The sequence below is a fragment of the Klebsiella sp. K5-306 genome (assembly GCF_051835185.1).
Classification (GTDB): Bacteria; Pseudomonadota; Gammaproteobacteria; order Enterobacterales; family Enterobacteriaceae; genus Klebsiella; species Klebsiella oxytoca.
In genome coordinates, this window is record NZ_JAIFJY010000011.1 from 39,685 (window position 1) to 61,783 (window position 22,099).

17 protein-coding genes are annotated in these 22,099 nt (G+C 55.7%); 8 read left to right on the forward strand and 9 right to left on the reverse strand.

What is annotated here, in order from left to right:
• The first annotated feature begins 16 nt into the window (after positions 1-16).
• The 3 genes from dapD to K2184_RS17365 all read left to right on the forward strand — a co-directional run bounded on the left by dapD (position 17) and on the right by K2184_RS17365 (position 4,502).
• Positions 17-841, forward strand: coding sequence for a 2,3,4,5-tetrahydropyridine-2,6-dicarboxylate N-succinyltransferase (dapD, locus tag K2184_RS17355; protein ID WP_004107948.1), 825 nt, complete (start codon positions 17-19; stop codon positions 839-841).
• A gap of 107 nt (positions 842-948) precedes the next feature.
• Positions 949-1,338: a DUF3461 family protein gene (locus tag K2184_RS17360; RefSeq protein ID WP_004098742.1), complete on the forward strand. Its 390-nt coding sequence runs from the start codon at positions 949-951 to the stop codon at positions 1,336-1,338.
• A gap of 185 nt (positions 1,339-1,523) precedes the next feature.
• The gene (locus K2184_RS17365; RefSeq protein ID WP_163524509.1) at positions 1,524-4,502 is read left to right on the forward strand and encodes a putative mucin/carbohydrate-binding domain-containing protein; all 2,979 of its coding nucleotides are present in this window, start codon (positions 1,524-1,526) and stop codon (positions 4,500-4,502) included.
• Between the two features lie 37 nt (positions 4,503-4,539).
• Here K2184_RS17365 and cdaR read toward each other — a convergent pair whose 3' ends face one another.
• The 3 genes from cdaR to dgt form a co-directional block, all read right to left on the reverse strand.
• Positions 4,540-5,697: a DNA-binding transcriptional regulator CdaR gene (gene cdaR, locus K2184_RS17370; protein WP_004098741.1), complete on the reverse strand. Its 1,158-nt coding sequence runs from the start codon at positions 5,695-5,697 to the stop codon at positions 4,540-4,542.
• A gap of 190 nt (positions 5,698-5,887) precedes the next feature.
• Positions 5,888-7,327 carry a serine endoprotease DegP gene (degP, locus tag K2184_RS17375; protein ID WP_004107952.1) on the reverse strand — a complete coding sequence of 480 codons (1,440 nt, stop codon included), beginning with the start codon at positions 7,325-7,327 and terminating at the stop codon, positions 5,888-5,890.
• A 134-nt stretch (positions 7,328-7,461) separates the two neighbouring features.
• Positions 7,462-8,976, reverse strand: a complete 1,515-nt coding sequence (gene dgt, locus K2184_RS17380; protein WP_163524521.1) for a dGTPase — start codon at positions 8,974-8,976, stop codon at positions 7,462-7,464.
• Between the two features lie 84 nt (positions 8,977-9,060).
• On the opposite strand from dgt, the gene mtnN reads away from it, so the two are divergent.
• The 3 genes from mtnN to K2184_RS17395 all read left to right on the forward strand — a co-directional run bounded on the left by mtnN (position 9,061) and on the right by K2184_RS17395 (position 11,356).
• The gene (gene mtnN / locus K2184_RS17385; protein ID WP_004107960.1) at positions 9,061-9,759 is read left to right on the forward strand and encodes a 5'-methylthioadenosine/S-adenosylhomocysteine nucleosidase; all 699 of its coding nucleotides are present in this window, start codon (positions 9,061-9,063) and stop codon (positions 9,757-9,759) included.
• Positions 9,752-10,552: a vitamin B12 ABC transporter substrate-binding protein BtuF gene (gene btuF / locus K2184_RS17390; RefSeq protein WP_049095139.1), complete on the forward strand. Its 801-nt coding sequence runs from the start codon at positions 9,752-9,754 to the stop codon at positions 10,550-10,552. Before mtnN ends, btuF begins: the two co-directional genes overlap by 8 nt.
• Before the next feature lie 180 nt (positions 10,553-10,732).
• Positions 10,733-11,356, forward strand: coding sequence for a TRIC cation channel family protein (locus tag K2184_RS17395; protein ID WP_004107962.1), 624 nt, complete (start codon positions 10,733-10,735; stop codon positions 11,354-11,356).
• Positions 11,357-11,443: 87 nt separating this feature from the next.
• On the opposite strand, the gene erpA is transcribed toward K2184_RS17395, so the two are convergent.
• Together erpA and clcA are read right to left on the reverse strand one after the other, a co-directional pair.
• A complete protein-coding gene (gene erpA, locus K2184_RS17400) occupies positions 11,444-11,788 on the reverse strand; it encodes an iron-sulfur cluster insertion protein ErpA (RefSeq protein ID WP_004098733.1) in 345 nt (114 codons plus the stop codon).
• Positions 11,789-11,869: 81 nt separating this feature from the next.
• The gene (clcA, locus tag K2184_RS17405; RefSeq protein ID WP_032692291.1) at positions 11,870-13,288 is read right to left on the reverse strand and encodes a H(+)/Cl(-) exchange transporter ClcA; all 1,419 of its coding nucleotides are present in this window, start codon (positions 13,286-13,288) and stop codon (positions 11,870-11,872) included.
• Positions 13,289-13,468: 180 nt separating this feature from the next.
• On the opposite strand from clcA, the gene hemL reads away from it, so the two are divergent.
• Positions 13,469-14,749, forward strand: a complete 1,281-nt coding sequence (gene hemL, locus K2184_RS17410; protein ID WP_004107964.1) for a glutamate-1-semialdehyde 2,1-aminomutase — start codon at positions 13,469-13,471, stop codon at positions 14,747-14,749.
• Between the two features lie 211 nt (positions 14,750-14,960).
• Complete coding sequence (locus K2184_RS17415; protein WP_064370761.1) at positions 14,961-15,890, forward strand: Rpn family recombination-promoting nuclease/putative transposase; 930 nt, start codon at positions 14,961-14,963, stop codon at positions 15,888-15,890.
• Between the two features lie 59 nt (positions 15,891-15,949).
• On the opposite strand, the gene fhuB is transcribed toward K2184_RS17415, so the two are convergent.
• Genes fhuB through fhuA form a run of 4 tightly spaced genes read right to left on the reverse strand, consistent with a single transcriptional unit; the run spans position 15,950 to position 21,866 of the window.
• Positions 15,950-17,932 (reverse strand): Fe(3+)-hydroxamate ABC transporter permease FhuB, encoded by a 1,983-nt coding sequence (gene fhuB, locus K2184_RS17420; protein WP_163524523.1) that lies wholly within the window; start codon positions 17,930-17,932, stop codon positions 15,950-15,952.
• A complete protein-coding gene (gene fhuD / locus K2184_RS17425; protein WP_016808882.1) occupies positions 17,929-18,819 on the reverse strand; it encodes a Fe(3+)-hydroxamate ABC transporter substrate-binding protein FhuD in 891 nt (296 codons plus the stop codon). Before fhuD ends, fhuB begins: the two co-directional genes overlap by 4 nt.
• The gene (gene fhuC / locus K2184_RS17430; RefSeq protein WP_004107972.1) at positions 18,819-19,616 is read right to left on the reverse strand and encodes a Fe3+-hydroxamate ABC transporter ATP-binding protein FhuC; all 798 of its coding nucleotides are present in this window, start codon (positions 19,614-19,616) and stop codon (positions 18,819-18,821) included. Before fhuC ends, fhuD begins: the two co-directional genes overlap by 1 nt.
• Positions 19,617-19,661: 45 nt before the next feature.
• Positions 19,662-21,866 carry a ferrichrome porin FhuA gene (fhuA, locus tag K2184_RS17435; protein ID WP_049129074.1) on the reverse strand — a complete coding sequence of 735 codons (2,205 nt, stop codon included), beginning with the start codon at positions 21,864-21,866 and terminating at the stop codon, positions 19,662-19,664.
• Positions 21,867-22,099: the final 233 nt, after the last annotated feature.

Below are 22,099 nucleotides of genomic sequence, written 5' to 3' on the forward strand. Positions count from 1 at the left end.
ATGGAAAGAGTAAACAATGCAGCAATTACAGAACGTTATTGAGTCCGCCTTTGAGCGTCGCGCCGACATCACGCCGGCAAACGTGGATACCGTAACCCGCGAAGCGGTTAACCAGGTGATTTCTCTGCTTGATTCCGGCGCGCTGCGTGTCGCTGAAAAAGTCGACGGCCAGTGGGTCACCCATCAATGGCTGAAGAAAGCGGTTCTGCTCTCTTTCCGTATTAACGATAACCAGGTTATCGATGGTGCGGAGAGCCGCTACTTCGATAAAGTCCCAATGAAGTTCGCGGATTATGATGAAGCGCGCTTTCAGAAAGAAGGCTTCCGCGTCGTTCCGCCAGCGGCCGTTCGCCAGGGGGCGTTTATCGCTCGTAACACGGTTCTGATGCCGTCCTATGTGAACATCGGCGCATACGTTGACGAAGGTACCATGGTTGATACCTGGGCGACCGTCGGCTCCTGCGCGCAGATCGGTAAAAACGTTCACCTGTCCGGCGGCGTCGGCATCGGCGGCGTGCTGGAGCCGCTGCAGGCTAACCCTACTATTATCGAAGATAACTGCTTTATCGGCGCGCGTTCTGAAGTGGTTGAAGGCGTGATCGTTGAAGAGGGTTCCGTGATCTCCATGGGCGTCTATCTCGGCCAGAGCACCAAAATTTACGATCGCGAAACCGGTGAAGTGTTCTACGGCCGCGTGCCGGCAGGCTCCGTTGTCGTCTCCGGCAACCTGCCGTCGAAAGATGGCAAGTACAGCCTGTACTGCGCGGTCATCGTGAAGAAAGTTGATGCCAAAACCCGCGGCAAGGTCGGAATCAACGAACTTCTGCGTACTATCGACTAAGCAGTATAAAAAGCGGGAGGCATCCCGCTTTTTTTATATATTGAGCTGGCGAAGATGGATTTTTTCGTTAATTATTCAAAGATTACGATGATATCAAAGGTACCGTTATGTACGATAATCTGAAAAGTCTTGGTATTACCAATCCTGATGAAATCGATCGCTATAGCCTGCGGCAGGAAGCCAATAACGATATTCTGAAAATCTACTTTCAGAAGGATAAAGGCGAGTTCTTCGCCAAGAGCGTCAAGTTTAAATATCCGCGTCAGCGTAAAACCGTGGTCGCCGACGGCGTGGGCCAGGGCTATAAAGAAGTTCAGGAGATTAGCCCTAACCTACGCTATATCATCGACGAGCTGGATCAAATCTGTCAGCGCGATCGCACCGAAATCGATCTGAAACGTAAGATCCTGGACGACCTGCGTCACCTGGAAAGCGTTGTCACGAATAAGATCAGCGAAATTGAATCCGATCTGGAAAAACTGACGCGAAATAAATAAGCCTGATACGGGCCAGAGTCTGGCCCTGTTTCCCTCTCTTCTCTCACTCATGCCTCATCTGCAAACTCAGTGAGTCTCAGATTTTCGTCTCTCATCTCATTTCATCTCATTTTGCTATCCACATGAATTACATAATAAAATAAGGACATGTATGTTCATTTTCCACCTAAAAAGGAGGTCATACTATGACACTGGAAATTGAACAAACATGTTATACCCTGCAATCTGCGCCCTGGCTGGATAATGCCGGTTTTGAAAAAGGACGCCGGCACGATCGTCAGCCGCTGGGCTTTATTCTGCCCGCCAATACGGTGCTGCAAATCCGCCAGCCGGATATGAGTAACGGTAATGCGACGCTGCGCCTGCTCTGCGACGATACCGCGGCAGAAAAAACCTGTACGCTGGCCACCGGCTGGAAAACGGTCAGCGCAGCCGTTGATACCGTCCCTTTTATCGATACGTTGTTTACCGACCAGCCCTGCGAGTTCACCGTCATCTATCAGCAACCCGCGGCAACTAAACCACTACCCTGCTGGAAAGCGGGCCAATCTGAGGATGAATTTTTCCTTAACTGGGAAAAAAATAGATCGTCATTCGCGCTGCTTGATTTGGATGTTATCAATCTGCTGCTGCCCTATGCCGACCGCGATAATGCGTTGAAAGCGGGCTTACCCGCGTTACACGCTTATTACACTCACCTTTTTAAATGCTATAACGACTGGGCTGGGTTAAGCGATAAGCCGGATTCGCCGTTGAATCAGGATATTGCCACCCGCTATTTTGTAAGAGCCGATAAACATGGCGTCGGTGCGGCTTATTACGATACCGGATGGTGCGGGCATACTTCCGCAACCATTGGCGAAGGCTGGCTGGATAATGTCACCACACAGTGGGTGATCCTGCACGAGATTGGCCACGGCTATCAGGGCAAATTTATGCAGGACACAACGCTGCCCGTCAACGAAGTGTGGAACAACATTTACGCTTCTTTCTACCAGCAGCTCACGCTGAGCCAGGACGATCATCTCTATATTGATGGTTGGCTCTATGACTATGGTCAGCAGGCCGTGCAGGAAGTTCAGCTGATGACCTGTATTAAAGACCAGACGCCCGTCGCCCGCTGGGGCCTGCGTCCGCGTCTGCAATTTCTGATGCTGATGCTGCTCAAAGCGGGAACTAAAGCCTTCCGCGCCTTCAACCAGAACTATCGTGTACTGGCCAATAGCAATGGCTTCCAGCCATCCGATCACCAGCTTGCCGATATGCTGGCTACCGCTATTGCTACCGCCGCAGGGTATGATGTCACTCCGTTCATTGCGCTAGGCGGTCTCCCCCTGGAAAACGCCACTCGGGAATATATCGCTACGCTGGCGGCAAAACCGCTTTATCCGCTATATCTTCTTCTACCACAAAATGAATGGGATAGCGCACGTCGTCAGCTGGGGCTGGACTCTTTCGTCTGGCTGGTGGATAACAGCGAACTGGCGGCTTTAGGTAAAACAGGTACGCTATCGCTGACGCTCAATATCGACCAGCCGGATCAAATCTATGGTCGGACGCTGACTATTAAGGATAATTGCGGTACGCGTTATTCACTGATAGTCGATGATAACACCTTGACCCTGAATGACCTTCCCATCGGCATTTACCAGATCGATCCACCGAAAGGCCGTTCACAAAAATATCGTCCGGACATCAGCCATATCGTCGTCAAAGAAGGCATCAATACGGCTACCGTCAACTACACCCGACAAAGCGATACCAGCGTGCGTAACGTAACGATGAGCTTTTTAGGTCTTGGCGATGCGCCATTTGCGCGCCTTGATATCGATTATGAAAATCAGCAACTTATTCTAAACGTTATCAGCGCCACGCCGCATAGCTACTATCCCGATACGCTCTATGCTGGCGTATGCGTCCTTTCCGCCAGCGGCGAAAAGGTATTTGAGCGCAAAATGAACGGCACGAACTGCGCCACCGGTAAGGAGATTATTCCCTTCGGTCCTCACTATCACTTATATATTACTCACGTCGAGCCGGGACGACTGAAAGCCTCTCCGGGATATTTAACGCTGGTCGCAGGTGAGAAATTCCAGCTGATGCGCATTGATGGTAATGGGCTTTATAACTTTATCCTCGACAATAATCCGGCAGAAGACTTACAGGCTATTTTCGAACACAACGCTCTGGCGATACGTAGCAAGCCATGGCTGTTAGCACAGGAAGAGAGCGTAAGTAAAAACGATCTCTGGCTGCTGCTCTCTCGTATGGAAGAGCCTCAGCGCAGCAAATTGCTCAAAGAGTATGCCGACGTCCTGCCCCAGGATAATAGCGAACCGGGCGAACTGACGGGCAAAAGCGTTACCCTCAATCTCAGAGGGCAAGGCAATAAAGATTTTTGCCAGATCGTTATCGATAATCAGCAGCACGCAATGACGGTCGCTACGCGTACCGGCGCGCCGCACCCGTATTATGTCTCCCATACCTATGCCAGCATTACGGTAACCGGAGCAGACGAAACGGTGGTTTATCACCGCAGCTATGCCGGAGCGACCAACAACCTGGCAAACAGCGAGACTATCGCGCTCGCTGAAAATATGATCATCGAGGTTTTCCATGATGAGCCATTCCGCTCCAGCGCCAGCAACGATACGACTCATCGCGCCATTACGCTGAAGCAGCACAACCGCTGGCGGGTAGTAAAGGATGGGCTGACGACCTGTTCGCTTATACCCGAAGAGCAGGATGAGGAAACCCCTGATGCTGAGGAGGGGGCAACAGAGCTTTACGGCGATCTCTTCACCTGGCAGCTGCTCGGCGAAAATAATACCCGTTTCGCGACGATGGAGATGGATATTGGCGGCGGCGTGCTGACCTTTACCGCCAGCCCTGGGGTGCCGAATAAGCAATTTACGACGACCTATGCCACGGTAAATGTCTACAATACGCGCGGCTCGGTGGTTTATCGCCAGTCCATTAAAGGCTCATCGCAGCTTGGCGATTATATAGATACGGCAATACTTGATGAGGGCTATATCGTCGAAGTCTTTCATGCCGAAGCCGGAGATCGCTCCGTCATCATCAATCCGTTAAATGGTCATTCCTGGCCACAGCCTAATACCGTCTCCTGGCAAGTCACGGCCCGCGGACTGCAGCGCCTGTAATCCGCCATTCCCACTCCCGCCTGCGGCGGGAGTGTTTTTAACGCTGCTCATCCAGCTGGAGCGCAATATACAGCAGCAGACGATCGTCAAAATTTCCCAAATCCAGCCCCGTCAGTTCAGAAATACGGTTCAAGCGATATTCCAGCGTATTACGATGGATAAATAGCGCTTTGGAGGTCGCCAACGGCTGCACGTTATGACGAAACCAGGCCTGTAAAGTACGGCGCAGCAGGCCGTTGTTATCCATCGCCTTCAGGCGAACCAGCGGGCGCGCCAGCTCATTGGCCTGCCAGCCACCGCGCAGGCTATCCAGCAGGACCGGCAGCATCAAATCCTGGTAGAAATAGCTACGGCTTTCCGGCATCCGCTGCTTGCCGACCATCATCGTGGTTCGGGCGGTGCGGTACGAGCGAGCAATGCTGCCCGGCCCGGTAAAGAAATTGCCCAGCGCCACGCGAAAACGCAGCTGACCGTTCTCTTTCATCCGGCTAATTAGCTGCTCAACGCGTTTGCAGTGATCTTCTGCATCCCAGCGCCCAAAGGCGTTCAGCGCGGGCTTCAGCACCACCATCTCGGTCAGCGAGACAATGGCCACCAGATTATTACGATCCGGCGTGGTCAGCGCGGTTTGCAGCTGCTGCAGTTCCGCCATCGCGCTATCGACGCCCAGCTGGCCGCTATCCACTTCAATCATCGCCACGACGCGCGGTTGATTGAGATCGATCCCCAGACGCTGCGCCCACTCAGTCAGTGCCGGCGTGTTCTCTTCCGCCTGAATCAGGTTCATGACCAGCTCTTCGCGCAAACGGCTATCCTGGGCCAGGAGATGCATCAGCCGCGATTGTTCCAGCATCATCTCGGCGGTCATACAAACCAGTTCCCCGTATTTGCGCAGCGACTCCGGTTCCCCGGTCAGACCGATTACGCCGACGATCTCTCCTTCCAGACGCAGCGGCAGATTGATCCCCTGACGCACGCCGTGCAGGTGGCGGGCAACGGCATCATCAATGTCGACAACCCGTCCCTGAGAAAGCACCAGCAGCGCCCCTTCGTGCAATTCACCAATTCGCTCGCGGTCACCGCTGCCGATAATGCGCCCTCGGGCATCCATCACGTTAATATTGGTATCAATGATGCGCATCGTGCGCGCCACGATATCCTGCGCCATTTTGGTATCAAGATGCCAGCCAGCCATGTAACCCTCCCGTGAGCAGGCTACCAGCATAGAAGAGTTGGCAAAACGCCGCATTGTGCATTTGCCCAAAGCCGGGGAGAGAAGTATGGAGTTGTGGAAGATGTCACAGAACCAAAAATGGAACCCTCAGCAGAAAGAAAAAGCCCCTTCCCTCCGCAAGGAGAGAAGGGGCTTTGCAGACGGCGACGAATTACTGCATCAGCAGATAAATAGTCGCATCGCCGCGCTGAATGTTCAGCGCCAGAACAGATGGCTTGGCATCAAAGATTTTGCGCAGGTCGGCAATATTTTTCACCGGTTGCTGGTTAGCGCCAACGATGATATCGCCTTTTTTCAGGCCAATCTGCGCCGCCGGAGTGCCCGCTTTCACGTTGCTCACCACGACGCCTTTGTCCTGGCCTTTGTTGCTCATTTCCGCACCTTCAATACCGTTGAAGATCGTGCTGGAATCAACCTGATTCTGGTTGCTCTGCTGCAGCTCAACGGTCACCGTCACCGGCTTACCGTCGCGCAGCAGGCCAAGCTCGACTTTGCTGCCGATCGGCATGGTACCCACCTGGGCACGCAGAGCGGCGAAGCTGCTGATCGATTTACCGTTCAGCGTGGTAATCACATCGCCGGCTTTAATGCCCGCCTTAGCGGCGGCCGAGTTTGGCATGACCTGGCTGACGAACGCGCCGCGCTGCGCATCAACTTTCATCGCTTTCGCCAGCTCGGAATTCAGCTCGGTACCCATGATACCCAGCTCACCGCGCTTCACTTGGCCAAACTTAACCATCTGATCGGTCAGGTTTTTTACCATGTTGCTCGGAATAGCGAAGCCGATACCAATGTTGCCGCCGTCCGGCGCCAGAATCGCGGTGTTGATACCGATCAGCTCGCCGTTCAGGTTAACCAACGCGCCGCCGGAGTTACCGCGGTTAATAGCCGCATCGGTCTGGATAAAGTTCTCATAGTTTTCAACGTTCAGGCCGCTACGACCTAACGCGGAGACGATCCCCGAGGTCACGGTTTCGCCCAGACCAAACGGGTTACCGATCGCTACGGTGTAATCGCCGACGCGCAGAGCGTCAGAGTCCGCCAGTTTAATCGCGCTCAGGTTTTTCGGATCCTGAATTTGAATCAGCGCAATATCAGAACGCGGGTCTTTGCCGACGACTTTCGCGTCGAACTTACGGCCATCGCTCAGCTGAACTTTAATGGTTGTCGCGTTATCCACGACGTGGTTGTTGGTGACGACATAGCCTTTAGCGGCATCAATGATGACCCCGGAACCGAGGGCCATAAATTTCTGCTGCTGTCCGCCGTTACCGCCCGGCGCGCCGCCTTGTCCGCCGCCCTGACAGAACGGAGAGCTCTGGAACGGTGAACCATCCTGGCAGAATGGTGAATTATCGCCAAAGAACTGCTGGAAGTTTCGCGGCATCCGCGGCGTATTAACGGTGGTGCTCCCCTCAACGTTAATGCTCACGACCGACGGCATCACTTTTTCCAGCATCGGCGCCAGGCTTGGCATCTGCTGCGCATTAGTTGCCGAAGAAGCTGTTTCCGCCGCGCTCGCAGAGAGAGGGGACAACGCCAGACCTAAACTCAGAGCCAGGGCACTCATTGCTAACGTGGTTTTTTTCATATGTTTCAATCTCGATTTCAGATAACGAATAGTTGCTGTGTAGGTGACTATCAGAGTCATTTTATAGCGCGAAGTTCCGGAATGAAGTTTTGGTAAAAGTAAAAATTTATTGTCCGTCTTTACAAAACTCAGCCTTATTCTACGGCCATCAGGCGACGATATTCATCCCATGCATACAAGTCGGTCATTCCGCTGATATAGTCCTGAATGAGACGACAGCGATAATAATATTCCATCACCGGAAATTCCGGATTACTGCGTGAAATCTTATTTACGGCCTCGACGTAAGCCAGCCGATGGCGAGTCGAAAGTTTCTGGAACAGACGCGAAGCAATCGGTAAACTCCGCACCCGCTCTTTTTCCACCAGCAGACTAAACTCATCGAGCGATAATTTTAGCAACGGCTGGTATATATCTAACAAACCACTAATCACTCGATAACCTTGCAGTTCCAGCTGCTCAACGTCAGGATGGCTAAACACATGTTTTACCGCAACATTTTTGTATAGCTCAAGCAGCTGACTGCAATCACTATCGTCTTCAAGCAGCGCGTGATTAAAATCGCCGCTGAAAATCTTCTCCAGGTTATCAATAAACCGACGCGCCGCGTACGGTACCAGCCTATTGAGCGTATTCACCCGTAAATACATAAAAAACTGATCTTCAGTGCTGCGACTCAGAGAATTCGCACGCGATTTCTCCCAGGCGTTTTCGACAACTTGATTAAACAAGGAGCCTTTTTCGTGAACCCCCCAGGCCTCATAGAGATGCTGATAAAGCTGCTCTACGCTGAAGATGCGTTTTTCTACCGCATCCTCAAGGTCGGCAACGCAATATGAGATATCATCCGCGGCTTCCATAATCCACGTTAATGGGAATCGATTGTAAGGAGCCAGATCCAGTTCTTTACGCAACCTCGCAACATAGCCTTCTTCGGCTAAATAATAACCAGGTTTCTTCATTAAATAATTGTGGCTGGCCGGCGGTTCCCCGCGCCACCATGCCGGACGGGTATATTTTAAAATACAGCCCACCTGCGCCCAGGTCAGATTCATTCGCATCAGCGTATGCACTAACCGAATGCCCTGCGCATTTCCCTCAAACCAGCACAAATCCTGGCGAACTTTACGGCGAAGCTCATTCAGTTGGCTATCGCCTTCCTGCAGGCGCAACGCCGCAACCACGCAGCGATCGTCGGTTAACGGCTGGGTGGCCGCATCGCCGGGAAAAAGCCGCTGGCTGAACCAATCGTTAATTGCCGCCTCGCCAAAATGACCAAATGGCGGATTGCCGATATCGTGCATCAGGCAGGCCATTTCAACAATGCTCTCAAACGGCCCGGTGAGCTCATCCAGCCCGTAGCGTTCGAGCAGCTTCTGCTCTTTCAGCCGGCTCAGCACCTCTTTAGCGATATAGCGGCCCACCTGCTGCACTTCCAGGGAGTGGGTCAACCGCGTACGCACCGCAGCGTTGCGCTCCAGCGGGAAAACCTGAGTTTTTTGCTGCAGCCGGCGGATCGCCGGCGAGTTAATGATGCGCCCGCGATCGCTTTCGAAAATTCGCAGGATTTCTCGCTCCGTCTCAACGCCCTGCGGTGAACGGTAGCGGCGACGCCAGTTAATCTTGTTGCGAAAATCGATCTTAGCCATGATCTCCCCCGAGCGAGCAATAACGTTTCCTTCTAAGCGCATGATAGACTATGCCGCTAAAACCCACACATCGCGAGTAAATCTATGAAAATCGGCATTATTGGCGCAATGGAAGAGGAAGTTACCCTTCTGCGCGACAAAATCGACAACCGCCAGACTATCACTATCGGCGGCAGCGAAATCTACACCGGCCAGCTTCAGGGTATTGACGTCGCTCTGTTGAAATCGGGTATCGGCAAAGTTGCCGCCGCCATGGGCGCGACCCTGTTGATGGAACACTGTAAGCCGGATGTGATTATCAACACCGGTTCTGCGGGCGGTCTGGCATCAACCCTGAAGGTCGGCGATATCGTCGTTTCCGACGAAACGCGCTATCACGATGCGGACGTTACCGCGTTTGGCTATGAGTATGGTCAGCTGCCGGGCTGTCCGGCCGGTTTCAAAGCCGATGAGAAGCTGATTGCCGCCGCAGAGACCTGCATCAAAGCGCTCAACCTTAACGCGGTACGCGGGCTCATCGTCAGCGGCGATGCTTTCATCAATGGTTCCATTGGTCTCGCAAAAATCCGTCACAACTTCCCGCAGGCCGTCGCGGTAGAAATGGAAGCCACGGCCATCGCGCACGTCTGCCACAACTATGGCGTACCTTTTGTAGTCGTTCGCGCCATCTCCGATGTTGCCGATCAGCAGTCGCATCTCAGCTTCGACGAGTTTCTCGCCGTTGCCGCGAAACAATCCACCCTGATGGTGGAAAACCTGGTGCAGCACCTGGCCCGTGGCTAAGTCGTTTATAACGGCGCTTGCCGCCCTGCTGCTGCTCGCCCCGGCGTGGCTTTTCGCCGCGCCGCGGGTGGTGACGCTCTCTCCCGCCAATACAGAACTGGCGTTTGCCGCCGGCATTACGCCAGTTGGCGTCAGCAGTTATTCCGATTATCCCCCTGAAGCCGCAAAGATAGAGCAGGTCTCCAGCTGGCAGGGGATGAATCTGGAACGTATCGTCGCCCTCAAACCCGACCTGGTGCTGGCCTGGCGCGGCGGTAACGCTGAGCGGCAGGTCAATCAGCTAAGCTCGCTCGGGATAAAAGTCATCTGGGTCGAAACGTCGACCATTGAAGACATTATCGCGACGCTTCGCCAGCTGGCGCAGTGGAGCCCGCAGCCGGAAAAGGCGCAGCAGGCGGCGCAGAATATGCAAAGTGAGTACCAGAAGCTGAAAGTCCGCTATGCCAACGTGCCAAAAAAACGCGTTTTTTTACAGTTCGGCGCCAACCCTCTCTTTACGACCAGCAAAGGCTCGATTCAGGATCAGGTTCTGACGCTGTGCGGGGGAGAAAACATTTTTGCCGCCAGCCGGGTTCCCTGGCCGCAGGTTAGCCGTGAACAGGTGCTGGCAAGGCAGCCGCAGGCTATTGTTATCGCCGGCGATGCCAGTAAACTTCCCGCCGTTGAGCGCTATTGGCAGAATCAGCTAAAAATTTCTTTTATTGCGCTACATGGCGACTGGTTTGAACGCGCGAGCCCACGTATTATCCTCGCCGCAAAACAACTCTGTACTGCGCTCGAACAGGTAAAATAATCACCTGATAACCCAGGTGCTCAGAACCTATCTCACCAGGCGCTATTGTTGCAGACAGTCTGGAACACAGCGAGGAACAACCGCAGCGTACACGCAGTACGTGAGGTTCGTCAGCGCTGACCAGGGTCAAACTGGCAAATGAAATAGCTTGATGGGGTAGACTATAAGTGGGAACTGACGATGCTTGTCTATTGGCTGGATATTATTGGCACCGCCGTGTTTGCCATCTCTGGCGTCCTGCTGGCTGGAAAGCTGCGCATGGACCCTTTCGGCGTGCTGGTGTTAGGCGTGGTGACCGCAGTGGGCGGCGGAACCATTCGTGATATGGCCCTTGCTAACGGCCCGGTATTTTGGGTTAAAGATCCTACCGATCTGGTAGTGGCCATGGTCACCAGCATGCTGACTATCCTGCTGGTGCGCCAGCCGCGTCGGTTACCGAAATGGGTGTTGCCGGTACTGGACGCCGTCGGCCTGGCAGTATTTGTCGGGATCGGCGTCAACAAAGCCTTCCTTGCTCATAGCGGACCGCTGGTGGCCATCTGCATGGGCGTCGTCACCGGCGTCGGTGGAGGGATTATTCGCGACGTGCTGGCGCGCGAAATCCCGATGATTCTGCGTACGGAAATCTACGCGACCGCCTGCATCGTTGGCGGTATCGTACACGCAACGGCGCACTACACCTTCCAGGTTCCGTTAGAAAACGCGGCGATGTCAGGGATGGTGGTTACGCTGGTGATTCGGCTGGCGGCAATCCGCTGGCACCTGAAGCTGCCAACGTTTGCACTTGATGAGAATGGACGGTAATAAAAGCAAAACGGTAACCTTAACGTTACCGTTTTTAATGTTTGCTCCCTCTCCCTGCGGAAGAAGGGGCTCACGATCGCACTATCTTTAGACGCTGAATGAGGAGCCGCAGCCGCAGGTGCTTTTCGCATTCGGGTTGGTCACGATAAAACGCGAACCTTCCAGTCCCTCGGTATAATCGACGGCGCCGCCGACCAGATACTGCAGGCTCATTGGGTCAACCACCAGGCCGACGCCCTGCTTCTCGATAGTCATATCGCCTTCGTTAACCTGATCGTCAAAGGTGAAGCCGTACTGGAAACCGCTGCAGCCACCGCCGGTGATGTACACGCGCAGTTTCAGGTTCGGATTGTCTTCATCCGCAATCAGGTCTTTTACTTTAATCGCTGCGGCTTCGGTAAACTCCAGCGGCAACGCTACGTCATCACTCATTTTATGCTCCCATTGATACTTCTGACCGGTTAAAGAATAACCCGACCTTTTGAGCCATTATCTAATACCCGAGTAAATCGTTCAAGTATTCTCCCCGCCGACAGGCTGCGCCCTGGCTTCCTGTTCCGCTTTTTGTTTTGCGAGAGTACGCTGCAGAATAGTCGAGTATAAAGGCTTACCGCCGAGGAATTGTGCCAATAGTGTTGCGCCGAGGCAGGTAATAATCATTGGCAAAATGAGCTGATAATTATCGGTCATCTCCAGCACCAGCACGATACCGGTCAACGGCGCCCGGACCGAGGCGGCAAGCAGCGCCCCCATACCGGCAATGGCAAAGGTTCCCGCATCCAGATGATACGCCGGAAACAGCGGCGTCGCTGCCATACCAAACGCCGTACCCAGCAGCGTCCCCAGCGCCAGCATCGGGGCAAAAATTCCGCCCGGCGCGCCGGAAGAGAAGCAGAGCAGCGTGGTAATCACCCTCGCGATAAAAATAAATAGCAGCAGGCCAACGGAAAAATTGCCCGCCGCGGCGATGGGGATCAGGTTAAATCCGCCGCCGGACGCTGCCGGCTGAATCAGTCCCAGCACGCCGCAGCTACCGCCGATCAGGCCGCCAATCAGCACCCATTTCTTGATGTTGCCGCCGTGAATCCGCTGGAACATATCCTGGGTACGCAGCACCAGCGTATTAAATAACGGACCCACGCAGCCAAAAATCATCCCAAGGATCAAATACAGCCACAGCGTGTTGACCGGCGCATTGCTGAGCTTACCGACCTCGATAACCGCTTTATCGCCATTGAAGATACGGAAAACGATGGTTGCCATAATCACGCCGGTAAACACGGCTTTAATGGAGATCAGGTTGTAGCGAAACTGCGGGCGCATCTCTTCAATAATAAACAGAATCCCGGCCAGCGGCGCGTTAAAAGCGGCGGAGAGCCCCGCGGCGGCGCCGGTCGCCAGAAGCGTATGACGCGCTTCCGGACTGCGCATGCGGAAGACGTCCACCACCATGCGCCCAAGATTGCCCCCAAGCTGCACCATCGGCCCTTCGCGCCCCAGCACCATCCCCGCGCCCAACGTGCCCATGCCGCCGATAAACTTCACCGGCAGCACGCGCCACCAGCGAACGGGACGCAATTCCTCCAGCGCGCCTTCAATTTCCGGGATCCCGGAGCCGCCTGCTTCCGGCGCAAAACGACGGACGAGGAAATAGCCCACCATCGCCAGCAAAGCGGAGAGGATAAAAGCCAGCGGCCAGACCAGAAACCAGTGGTCTGCCACCTCTACCAGCGCGCCAATGCGCACGTTTTGCACCCAGTTGACGCTTTTCTCAAACGCGACGCCAACCAGCCCCGCCAGCGTTCCGACAACGGCCGCCATCAATAACACCGCCAGCGGCGTTTTATCACGCTGAATCAACCGACGCACGGCATCGCTGCGGCGAACGCGTACGAACTGATGTGCTGAAGAAGAGGGATTTTCTGCTTTCATGCCATTATCAATGATTAGTAATACAAATAGAAAGAAGGGCATTCTAGCCAACCGGACAGGCTCCGTCGTCAAAAAAATGCGCTGCGCCCCCATTGTTTCAATTGGGCAAAACTTTCATAACCTTCCTGGAATAACTTAGAATAGTCGACAAAACATTTTTCACGAACCAGGACTCCGGTAATGAGCAAATCTGAAAATCTGTATAATGCTGCGCGTGAACTTATCCCCGGCGGCGTGAACTCTCCGGTACGCGCCTTCACCGGCGTCGGCGGCACACCGCTGTTTATTGAGCGCGCCGACGGCGCATATCTCTACGACGTCGATGGTAAAGCGTATATCGATTATGTCGGCTCCTGGGGCCCAATGGTGCTGGGCCATAACCATCCGGCAATCCGCAATGCGGTTATTGAAGCTGCTGAGCGCGGCCTGAGCTTTGGCGCGCCAACGGAGATGGAAGTTAAAATGGCGGCGCTGGTCACCGAACTGGTCCCGACCATGGATATGGTCCGGATGGTGAACTCCGGTACCGAAGCCACTATGAGCGCCATCCGCCTGGCGCGTGGCTTTACCGGTCGCGACAAAATTATCAAGTTCGAAGGCTGCTACCACGGTCACGCCGACTGTCTGCTGGTGAAAGCCGGTTCAGGTGCGCTGACGCTTGGCCAGCCGAACTCGCCGGGCGTGCCGGCGGATTTCGCCAAACACACCCTGACCTGCACCTATAACGATCTGGCCTCGGTCCGTGCTGCGTTCGAACAGTATCCACAGGATATTGCCTGCATCATCGTTGAGCCGGTGGCCGGTAATATGAACTGTATTCCACCGCTGCCGGAGTTTCTGCCGGGCCTGCGCGCGCTGTGCGACGAATTCGGCGCGCTGCTGATTATTGATGAAGTCATGACTGGCTTCCGCGTGGCGCTGGCGGGCGCGCAGGATTACTACGGCGTGGTGCCGGATTTGACCTGCCTTGGCAAGATCATCGGCGGCGGTATGCCGGTTGGCGCATTCGGCGGTCGCCGCGAGGTAATGGATGCCCTGGCTCCGACCGGCCCGGTTTACCAGGCAGGTACCCTCTCCGGCAACCCCATCGCCATGGCGGCAGGTTTCGCCTGCTTAAGCGAAGTGGCGCAGCCTGGCGTACATGAGACCCTAACTGAACTCACCAACCAGCTGGCACAGGGCCTGCTGGACGCCGCTCGCGATGCCGGTATTCCGCTGGTGGTGAATAACGTCGGCGGCATGTTTGGCATTTTCTTTACCGATGCGCCAAGCGTGACCTGCTACCAGGACGTGGTGAAGTGCGATGTAGAACGGTTTAAACGCTTCTTCCACCTGATGCTGGAAGAGGGCGTCTACCTGGCGCCGTCGGCGTTTGAAGCGGGCTTTATGTCTATCGCTCATAGCGAAGAGGATATCGACAATACCGTCGCCGCAGCGCGTAACGCCTTCGCGAAGCTGTAACCCTGATTGCCGGGACTGCCCAGTCCCGGCAATATCTCTGTCATCTCGCCGCAAAGCCTCAATTTGCGTGGGTTCACGCATAACAATCTGCAAGCGCGATCGCTTCGAAAGATTGTCATCATCACGCCTCGTAGAAGTCAAAATCGTCAGCGGACAAAATGAAGCCCGAAGCCGATGCTGAGCGCAAAATTAGCCGCAGGGATCGCTCAGGATGACAACGCAATCTTCTCCCACCCCGCATGATGCTATCTTCAAACAGCTACTGGCGCATACCGACACAGCCAGAGACTTTATCGATATCCATCTTCCGGCAGATCTGCGCGCGCAGTGCGATCTCAATACGCTACAGCTGGAATCAGGTAATTTTATTGAGGAAGACCTGCGCGCCTACTATTCCGACGTGCTGTACTCTTTGAAAATCAATAATAAGACCGGCTATATCCACGTACTTATTGAGCATCAAAGCTCGCCGGACAAACAGATGGCGTTTCGCCTGATGCGCTATGCCGTCGCCGCAATGCAGCGCCATCTGGAAGCGGGAAATACGCATCTTCCACTGGTGGTTCCCATTCTTTTTTATCAGGGCAAAACCTCGCCCTATCCCTTCACGATGAACTGGTACAGCCTGTTCGACTCGCCGGAGTGGGCAAAAATAATCTATAACCGCCCTTTTCCGCTGGTCGATATCACGGTGATCCCTGACGACGCGATTATGCAGCACCGGCGCATTGCGATACTGGAGCTCCTGCAGAAACATATTCGGCAACGGGATCTCATGCTTCTGCTGGAGCAATTGGGGGCCCTGCTGAACACGGGATATACTACCGCCGAACAGCTAAAAGTGTTATTTAGCTACATGGGGCAGCGCGGTTATACCGCAAACCCTAAGGCTTTTTTCAATGGACTGGTAAATCATATACCGCAGGAGGAGTCAATGGAAACGCTGAACGAATGGCTGGAAAAAAACGGCAAAGAGCTTTTTATTGAATGGGGCATTGAAAAAGGTGAAGCAAAGGCCCGACTAAAAATTGCTAACCGGATGCTGGAAAACGGAATGGAACAGTCGCTGGTCATCCAGCTCACCGAATTAACGGAAAGCGAAATCAAACAGCTGCAGGACGCCGCTATAAATCCGGCCTGAATACGTACAAAAGCGACTTATCACATCGCGATGCCCGCCGGCATCGCGATGATGAAAAGCTACCGACTCTGCTTTCTCAACAGATAGATAAAGTACGGCGCGCCGATAAACGTCGACAGCAATCCCGCCGGGATCTGATACGGAAACATCAGCATCCGGCCGCACCAGTCGGCGAACACCAGCAGCACCCCGCCAATCAGGCCGGAGATCGCCATATGCGGCATCGTACGCCGGAATCCCATCATACGCGCAATATGCGGTGCCATTAACCCCACGAAGCTGAGGGGGCCAATCGTTAGCGTTGCGGCCGCGGTCAAACATGCCGCCAGCAGCAGTAGCCCGATACGTGACGGCGTCAGCGCCATGCCGACCGCCCTCGCCGCCTCGCCGCCCAGCGGCAGAATCGTCAGCCAGCGTCGGCAAAATGGCGTCAGCGTAAGCAGAACAAGCATCACCGCGCCGCTGCGCATCCCGAGTTCCGGCGTGGCGCTGTAGGTTGAGCCGGAAATCCACGTCAGGATTTGCGCCATTCGCGGATCGCCGCTGGCCTGCAGCATCATCAGCAGCATGGTAAACGCCGTGCTCAGCGCCATCCCTGCCAGCAGCATGCGATGCGGCGAGAACCCGCCGCGCCCGGCGGCAATCAGGATGATCAGCAGCGTCGCCGCCGCTCCGAGGCTACCGGCGGGCAGCAGCCAGCCAAAGGCATTCCCCGGCACAAAGAACAGCATCACCACCACGCCAAACGCCGCGCCTGAGCTGATGCCGAGCACTTCCGGACTGGCCATCGGATTACCGGTCAAACGCTGGATAATGCAGCCCGCTACCGCCAGCATTACGCCAGCGAACAGCGCCGCCAGAATGCGCGGCCAGCGCCAGGGCATTAGCTCATCCAGTAGCGTACCGCTGGCCCAGTGCCAGCCCTGCGCATCGCGGCCGAAAGCCAGCGCAGCGACGATGGCCAGCAGCAGCAGCGCCAGCCCGCCCAGCGCGAACCACAGCACATGTTGCCGTTCAGCCTGCACCCTGGCGCCACCGTTCATCACCGGCGCGCTAATGCTGCGCAGGCGCGGCAGCAGCCATAGCAGCAGCGGCGCGCCAATCAGGGCGGTTACCGAACCGGTGGAGACTTCCATCCACACCCGGGCCAGCCAGAGGATAACCTGATCGGAGAGCCACAGCAGCAGCGCGCCAATCAGCGCCGCCAACAGCAGGCGCGATAGCAGACGACGAGCGCCCAGCATCTTCGCCAGCAGTGGCGCGAACAGGCCGATAAAGCCAATAATCCCCACCGCATTCACCAACAGGGCGCTGATGACAATCGCCAGAGTCAACGCCCCCAGCCGTGCCAGCGAGAGCGCCAGTCCGAGGTTGCGCGCCACGCCGTCGTCCAGCCCCATCAAGGTCAGCGGACGCAGCAGCAGCAGCGTTAAAATGGCTCCGCCCAGCAGCTGCGGCCACAGTCGCTGTGCCACGCTCCAGTCGGTCTGGGTCAGGGTTCCGGTGCTCCACAGGAACATACTTTGCAGCTGATCGTGATGGAAGATCGCCATCAGTTGATTAAGCGCGCCGCAGTACAGGCTGACTACCAGCCCAGCCAGAATCAACGTCACCGGCGAGAGGCGTTTGCCCCACGACACACCAAACACCAGCGCGCCGACAATGCACGCCCCGGCAAGCGCGGCGAACTGCGACGCCAGCACGCCAGGGATCGCCCACAGCGTGGTGACCGTCATGCCCAGCTGCGCCCCGGTCGCTACGCCGAGCGTCGTCGGTTCCGCCAGCGGGTTACGTAGCACCTGCTGGAACAGCACGCCCACCAGCCCCAGCCCGGCGCCGACGAGCAACGATATAACCAGCCGCGGCAGCAGGCTGTAGTGGAACAGCATCTGAGCGATATTATCGATATTAGGCTGCCACAGCGCCTGCCCCCATTCGCTTCGCGGCAGCACCACGTTGAGGTTGAACAGCGTCAGCGCAGCAGCGACGATAAGCAGAGTTAACAGCAGAGATGTCGCCAAAGGCGAAATACGCGATCTCACACCGGGCCCCCCTGAGCGTCGGCCAGCACGCGGGCAAAATGCATCGCCGATAGCGTCGCGCCATAGAACCACACCGCCGGGACGCGCTGAAAACGCCCTGCGCGAACAAACGGCATCGCTTGCCACAGCGGCGTCGCCGTGAGCTGCGCCATCTCCCGCGCATTGCCGTGATCGAAGCAGATAACGTCGGCATCTCTGTAGGCCGCCAGCCGGTCAATACCGACGGTGACGCTGCCCCAGAAGGTGGTCTCGCCCTGCCAGGCATTTTTGATGGCAAAGCGGTCGAGCACTTCCTGGAACAGACAGTTCTGCGCAAAGACCAGCACATGGCGGGTATCAAGCAGGGTAATCATCAGCAGCGGGCGATCGCCGCGGCGGGCAAAGCGCGGACGCAGGCTCTCCATCAGCGCGTCAAATTCCGCCAGATGGCGCTTCGCTTCCTGCTGCCTGCCGATCAGGTCAGCCATTTCGCTAAGCGACTGCTGAGCCATCATCAGCGGACGCTTGCCGTCGCTGAAGGTGAATCCTCGTCCGGGCGCAATACGCGCCAGCTTTTCCGCCGCCGGGCCGTACCCTGCCGACCAGACCAGAAACGACGGCTTCATCTGCGTCAGCAGCTCCAGATTGGGTTCGGTGCGCAGCCCAACATCAATCACCGAATCAGGCAGCGCCGGTTCATTGACCCACAGCCTGTAGTTAGGGATATCGGCAACGCCGTAGGGCGTGACGCCCAGCGCCAGCAGCAGCTCTACCGGCAGCCATTCGAGCGCGACAATACGCTGCGGATCAACTTCCGCCGCCCGCGCGCCGCGCATCTGCCACAGCAGCGGCGACAGCGCCATCGCGGTCAGCAGGCGCCGCCGCGTGATGAGTGTGAGGTTTTCCATCAATAGACAAAACTTACCGGCGCTGCGCCAGCCGGATGCGGCAGGATCCCCATCGGGATACCGTAAATTTGTTCCAGAGTTTCGCTGCGCATCAGCTCCGCGGGCGTTCCCTGAGCGATCATTTCACCGCCGCGCAGCGCAACCAGATAGTCGCAGTAGCGCGCCGCCATATTGATATCATGCAGTACGGCGATCACCGTCAGCCCGCGCTGCTGGCTCAGGCGATGAACCAGCGCCAGCACATCCACCTGGTGTGCGATATCCAGCGCCGAGGTGGGTTCATCGAGCAGCAGGCAGCGGCTATCCTGGGCCACCAGCATGGCAATCCACGCGCGCTGGCGTTCGCCGCCGGAGAGGCTGTCCACCAGTCGATGGGCCAGCGGTTTTAGCCCGACCAGCGCAATCGCCTCTTCCACTTTTTCCCGGTCCGCCGCGCCAAAACGCCCCAGCGCCCCGTGCCACGGGTAGCGGCCGATAGCCACCAGTTCGCGCACCGTCATACCTTCCGCCGGGGGCAACTGCTGCGGCAGATAAGCCACCTTGCGGGCAAAGGCCTTACTGCCCCAGCTATCGAGCGGCTGACCGTCAAGCAAAACCTCCCCGTCCGAAGGCGGCTGATGGCGGCCAAGCATTTTCAGCAGCGTCGATTTGCCGGAGCCGTTATGGCCAATCAGGCCCGTAACTTTTCCCGCCGGGAAGGTTAACGACAGAGGATGCAGCAGCGTTCGGCCGGGCACGCGGAAGGTCACGCGGTCCAGTGAAAACGTCGTATCGGAGTGCGGAATGTTTTCCTGCATAACGGAACCTGGTAAGAGGCGCGGCGAACCGCGCCCGTTAAGTGGTTAGAAACGGAAAGTCGCGGTCGCCACAACCTGACGCTCAGCGCCCCAGTAACATGCGTATTCGCTGTAGCAGCTGGAAACGTATTCACGATCGAACAGGTTATTGACGTTGACTCCGATCGACGAGCCCGGCAAACCAAAGCGCGCGAGATCGTATTTCACGGTGGCATCCATTAACGCGTAGCCCGCGACGTTGAAGGAGTCGTCTTTTTTCCCGGTCGAAGTATCGTTTTTGTAATAACTTACCGTTGAACCGACATAGCGAGCACCGGCGCCCACTGTCAGACCGCTCAGCGCGGTTTCGTGGAAAGTATAATCTGCCCACAGCGAGGCCATATTGCGCGGGACTTCTGCCGGACGCTTGCCGTTAAAGGTGGTGTCGTGCTGGTACTGAGCATCCGTATAGGTGTAAGAAGCCGTCACGTTAATATTGGCATTAACCGCCGCTTTCGCCTCCAGCTCAATCCCGCGAGAGCGGATTTCGCCCGTCTGGATACTGAATGAGGCGTTGTTCGGATCCGCCGTCAGGTTTTTATCTTTGGTCAGCTGATATACTGCGGCGGTCAGCACCACCGGCATATCCTTCGGTACGTACTTCACGCCGGCTTCATACTGCTCGCCGTGGGAAGCATCGAAAGGTTTGCCATCCCGCGACGATCCGGAAACCGGCTCAAAAGACTGGCTGTAGCTGAAGTATGGCGAGATACCATTATCAAACAGATAGTTAATGCCGCCGCGCCAGGTGAATTGCTGATCGTGATTTTTGGCGAGGGTATTCGCAGGGCGCGTCAGGGTTGAAGCCATCGCATAGTCGTAGCGGCCCCCCAGCGTCATCACCCACTTATCCCACGCCATCTGATCCTGGGCATAGAGACCGGTCTGCTCCATACGGTTCAGCACTGAATAGGGGAAGTTAACGCTCACGTTTGCATTGCCATACTGCGGGTTCTGCATATCAATCGCGGAAGCCGTCCCGTAATCCGCGTTCACATCATTGCGCATGCGCGAATAGTCTACGCCGGTTAACAGGGTGTGCCCTACCGCGCCGGTAGCGAAATCAGACTGCAACTGGGTATCAACGGTAAACGTATTAAGGTTCTCATCGGAGCGAACATACGCACGGTTGATTTTGCCTGTCGGCGTATATCCGTTGCCATAGACTGAACGATACAGAGTATGGACGTTGGCATAACGCAGGTTCTGACGCACGGTGAAAGTGTCATCGAACTGATGCGAGAAGCTGTAGCCAACCATCTGCTGACGGCGAGACATCTTATTGTTCGCTTCGCCTTCGTTAAAGTCCGTCGGCAGCTTATGCGCCTTACCGTTGGCGTCGTAATAGGGCACCACTGTCCCTTCACGCGGCAGCCAGCCGTAATACCCGGCATACGGATCGCTCTGGAAATTACTCAGGAAAGTGAAGTCCGTTTTGTCATCCGGACGCCAGCTAAAGGAAGGAGCGACCGCATAGCGGGTTGATTTCGCCATCTGCTGCTGAGCATCCTGGCTGCGGCCTAAACCGGTCAGACGATATGACCACACGCCGTCTTCATCAATGGCATCGCTGAAATCAAAGCCCGTCTGCCACAGGTTATCGGTACCCATTTTAAATTGGATTTCTTTCAGCGGTTCAGTCGTCGGACGCTTGCTGACCATGCTGACGATGCCGCCAGGGTTGCTGTTGCCGTACAGCACCGACGTTGGCCCGCGCATCACTTCCACGCGTTCGAGGAAATAAGGGTCCATTGAGACTTCAGAATAGTTATTACCCTGCAGCTTCATCCCATCCAGATACTGGTTGGTATTCACCGTTGTTGAGGTGGTGAAACCACGAATCGTCACCACATCATAGGTGGTTGAACTGCCGCGGGTCGAGAATACGCCAGGGGTATAGGCCAGCGCTTCTTTGACCGTCGTCGGCTGCTTCATCTCCATTTCCTGGCGGGTCACCACGGAAATAGACTGCGGCGTTTTTTCGATGGGTGTATCGGTTTTTGTTGCGGTAGCCGAATGTTTCGCCGCGATGGTCGCTGCCGGTCCCCAGGCGCTCTCCTGCGGAGCCGGAGCGGCGGTTACGGTAATGGTTTCTTCTTTCGGTTCAACTGCCGCCTGTGCATAAACAGACATGCCGCTAACCGCCGTGGCTACTACAGCTGCGATTTTACGCAGCGAGTGATTTGGCTGAGCAGTTTTAAGACGCGCCATGGGTATATCTCTGATAGAAGTGAATGATAACGTAAACGAGAATTATTATTATAACGGCTGACATAATAGGCGAAACGAGCGCGGCAAGGCAAGAAATATGCCCCCTGCGGGCTATCAAAGGATGAATAAATAACCAGACGGTAATTGTGGGGTTATAAGGCTGTTAATTAATTTACAGATATAAAAAGGCCCTCTAATACTGAGGTATTAGAGGGCCACTATTCCTGCACCCA

What these genes read in the sequence shown, in the direction of transcription:
- clcA (WP_032692291.1), bottom strand. Translation starts at nt 13,288, where the DNA reads ATGAAAGCAGAAAATCCCTCTTCTTCAGCACATCAGTTCGTACGCGTT.
- K2184_RS17395 (WP_004107962.1), top strand. Translation starts at nt 10,733, where the DNA reads ATGCTTGTCTATTGGCTGGATATTATTGGCACCGCCGTGTTTGCCATC.
- dgt (WP_163524521.1), bottom strand. Translation starts at nt 8,976, where the DNA reads ATGGCTAAGATCGATTTTCGCAACAAGATTAACTGGCGTCGCCGCTAC.
- hemL (WP_004107964.1), top strand. Translation starts at nt 13,469, where the DNA reads ATGAGCAAATCTGAAAATCTGTATAATGCTGCGCGTGAACTTATCCCC.
- K2184_RS17360 (WP_004098742.1), top strand. Translation starts at nt 949, where the DNA reads ATGTACGATAATCTGAAAAGTCTTGGTATTACCAATCCTGATGAAATC.
- cdaR (WP_004098741.1), bottom strand. Translation starts at nt 5,697, where the DNA reads ATGGCTGGCTGGCATCTTGATACCAAAATGGCGCAGGATATCGTGGCG.
- K2184_RS17415 (WP_064370761.1), top strand. Translation starts at nt 14,961, where the DNA reads ATGACAACGCAATCTTCTCCCACCCCGCATGATGCTATCTTCAAACAG.
- fhuA (WP_049129074.1), bottom strand. Translation starts at nt 21,866, where the DNA reads ATGGCGCGTCTTAAAACTGCTCAGCCAAATCACTCGCTGCGTAAAATC.
- fhuD (WP_016808882.1), bottom strand. Translation starts at nt 18,819, where the DNA reads ATGGAAAACCTCACACTCATCACGCGGCGGCGCCTGCTGACCGCGATG.
- fhuC (WP_004107972.1), bottom strand. Translation starts at nt 19,616, where the DNA reads ATGCAGGAAAACATTCCGCACTCCGATACGACGTTTTCACTGGACCGC.
- degP (WP_004107952.1), bottom strand. Translation starts at nt 7,327, where the DNA reads ATGAAAAAAACCACGTTAGCAATGAGTGCCCTGGCTCTGAGTTTAGGT.
- mtnN (WP_004107960.1), top strand. Translation starts at nt 9,061, where the DNA reads ATGAAAATCGGCATTATTGGCGCAATGGAAGAGGAAGTTACCCTTCTG.
- erpA (WP_004098733.1), bottom strand. Translation starts at nt 11,788, where the DNA reads ATGAGTGATGACGTAGCGTTGCCGCTGGAGTTTACCGAAGCCGCAGCG.
- dapD (WP_004107948.1), top strand. Translation starts at nt 17, where the DNA reads ATGCAGCAATTACAGAACGTTATTGAGTCCGCCTTTGAGCGTCGCGCC.
- K2184_RS17365 (WP_163524509.1), top strand. Translation starts at nt 1,524, where the DNA reads ATGACACTGGAAATTGAACAAACATGTTATACCCTGCAATCTGCGCCC.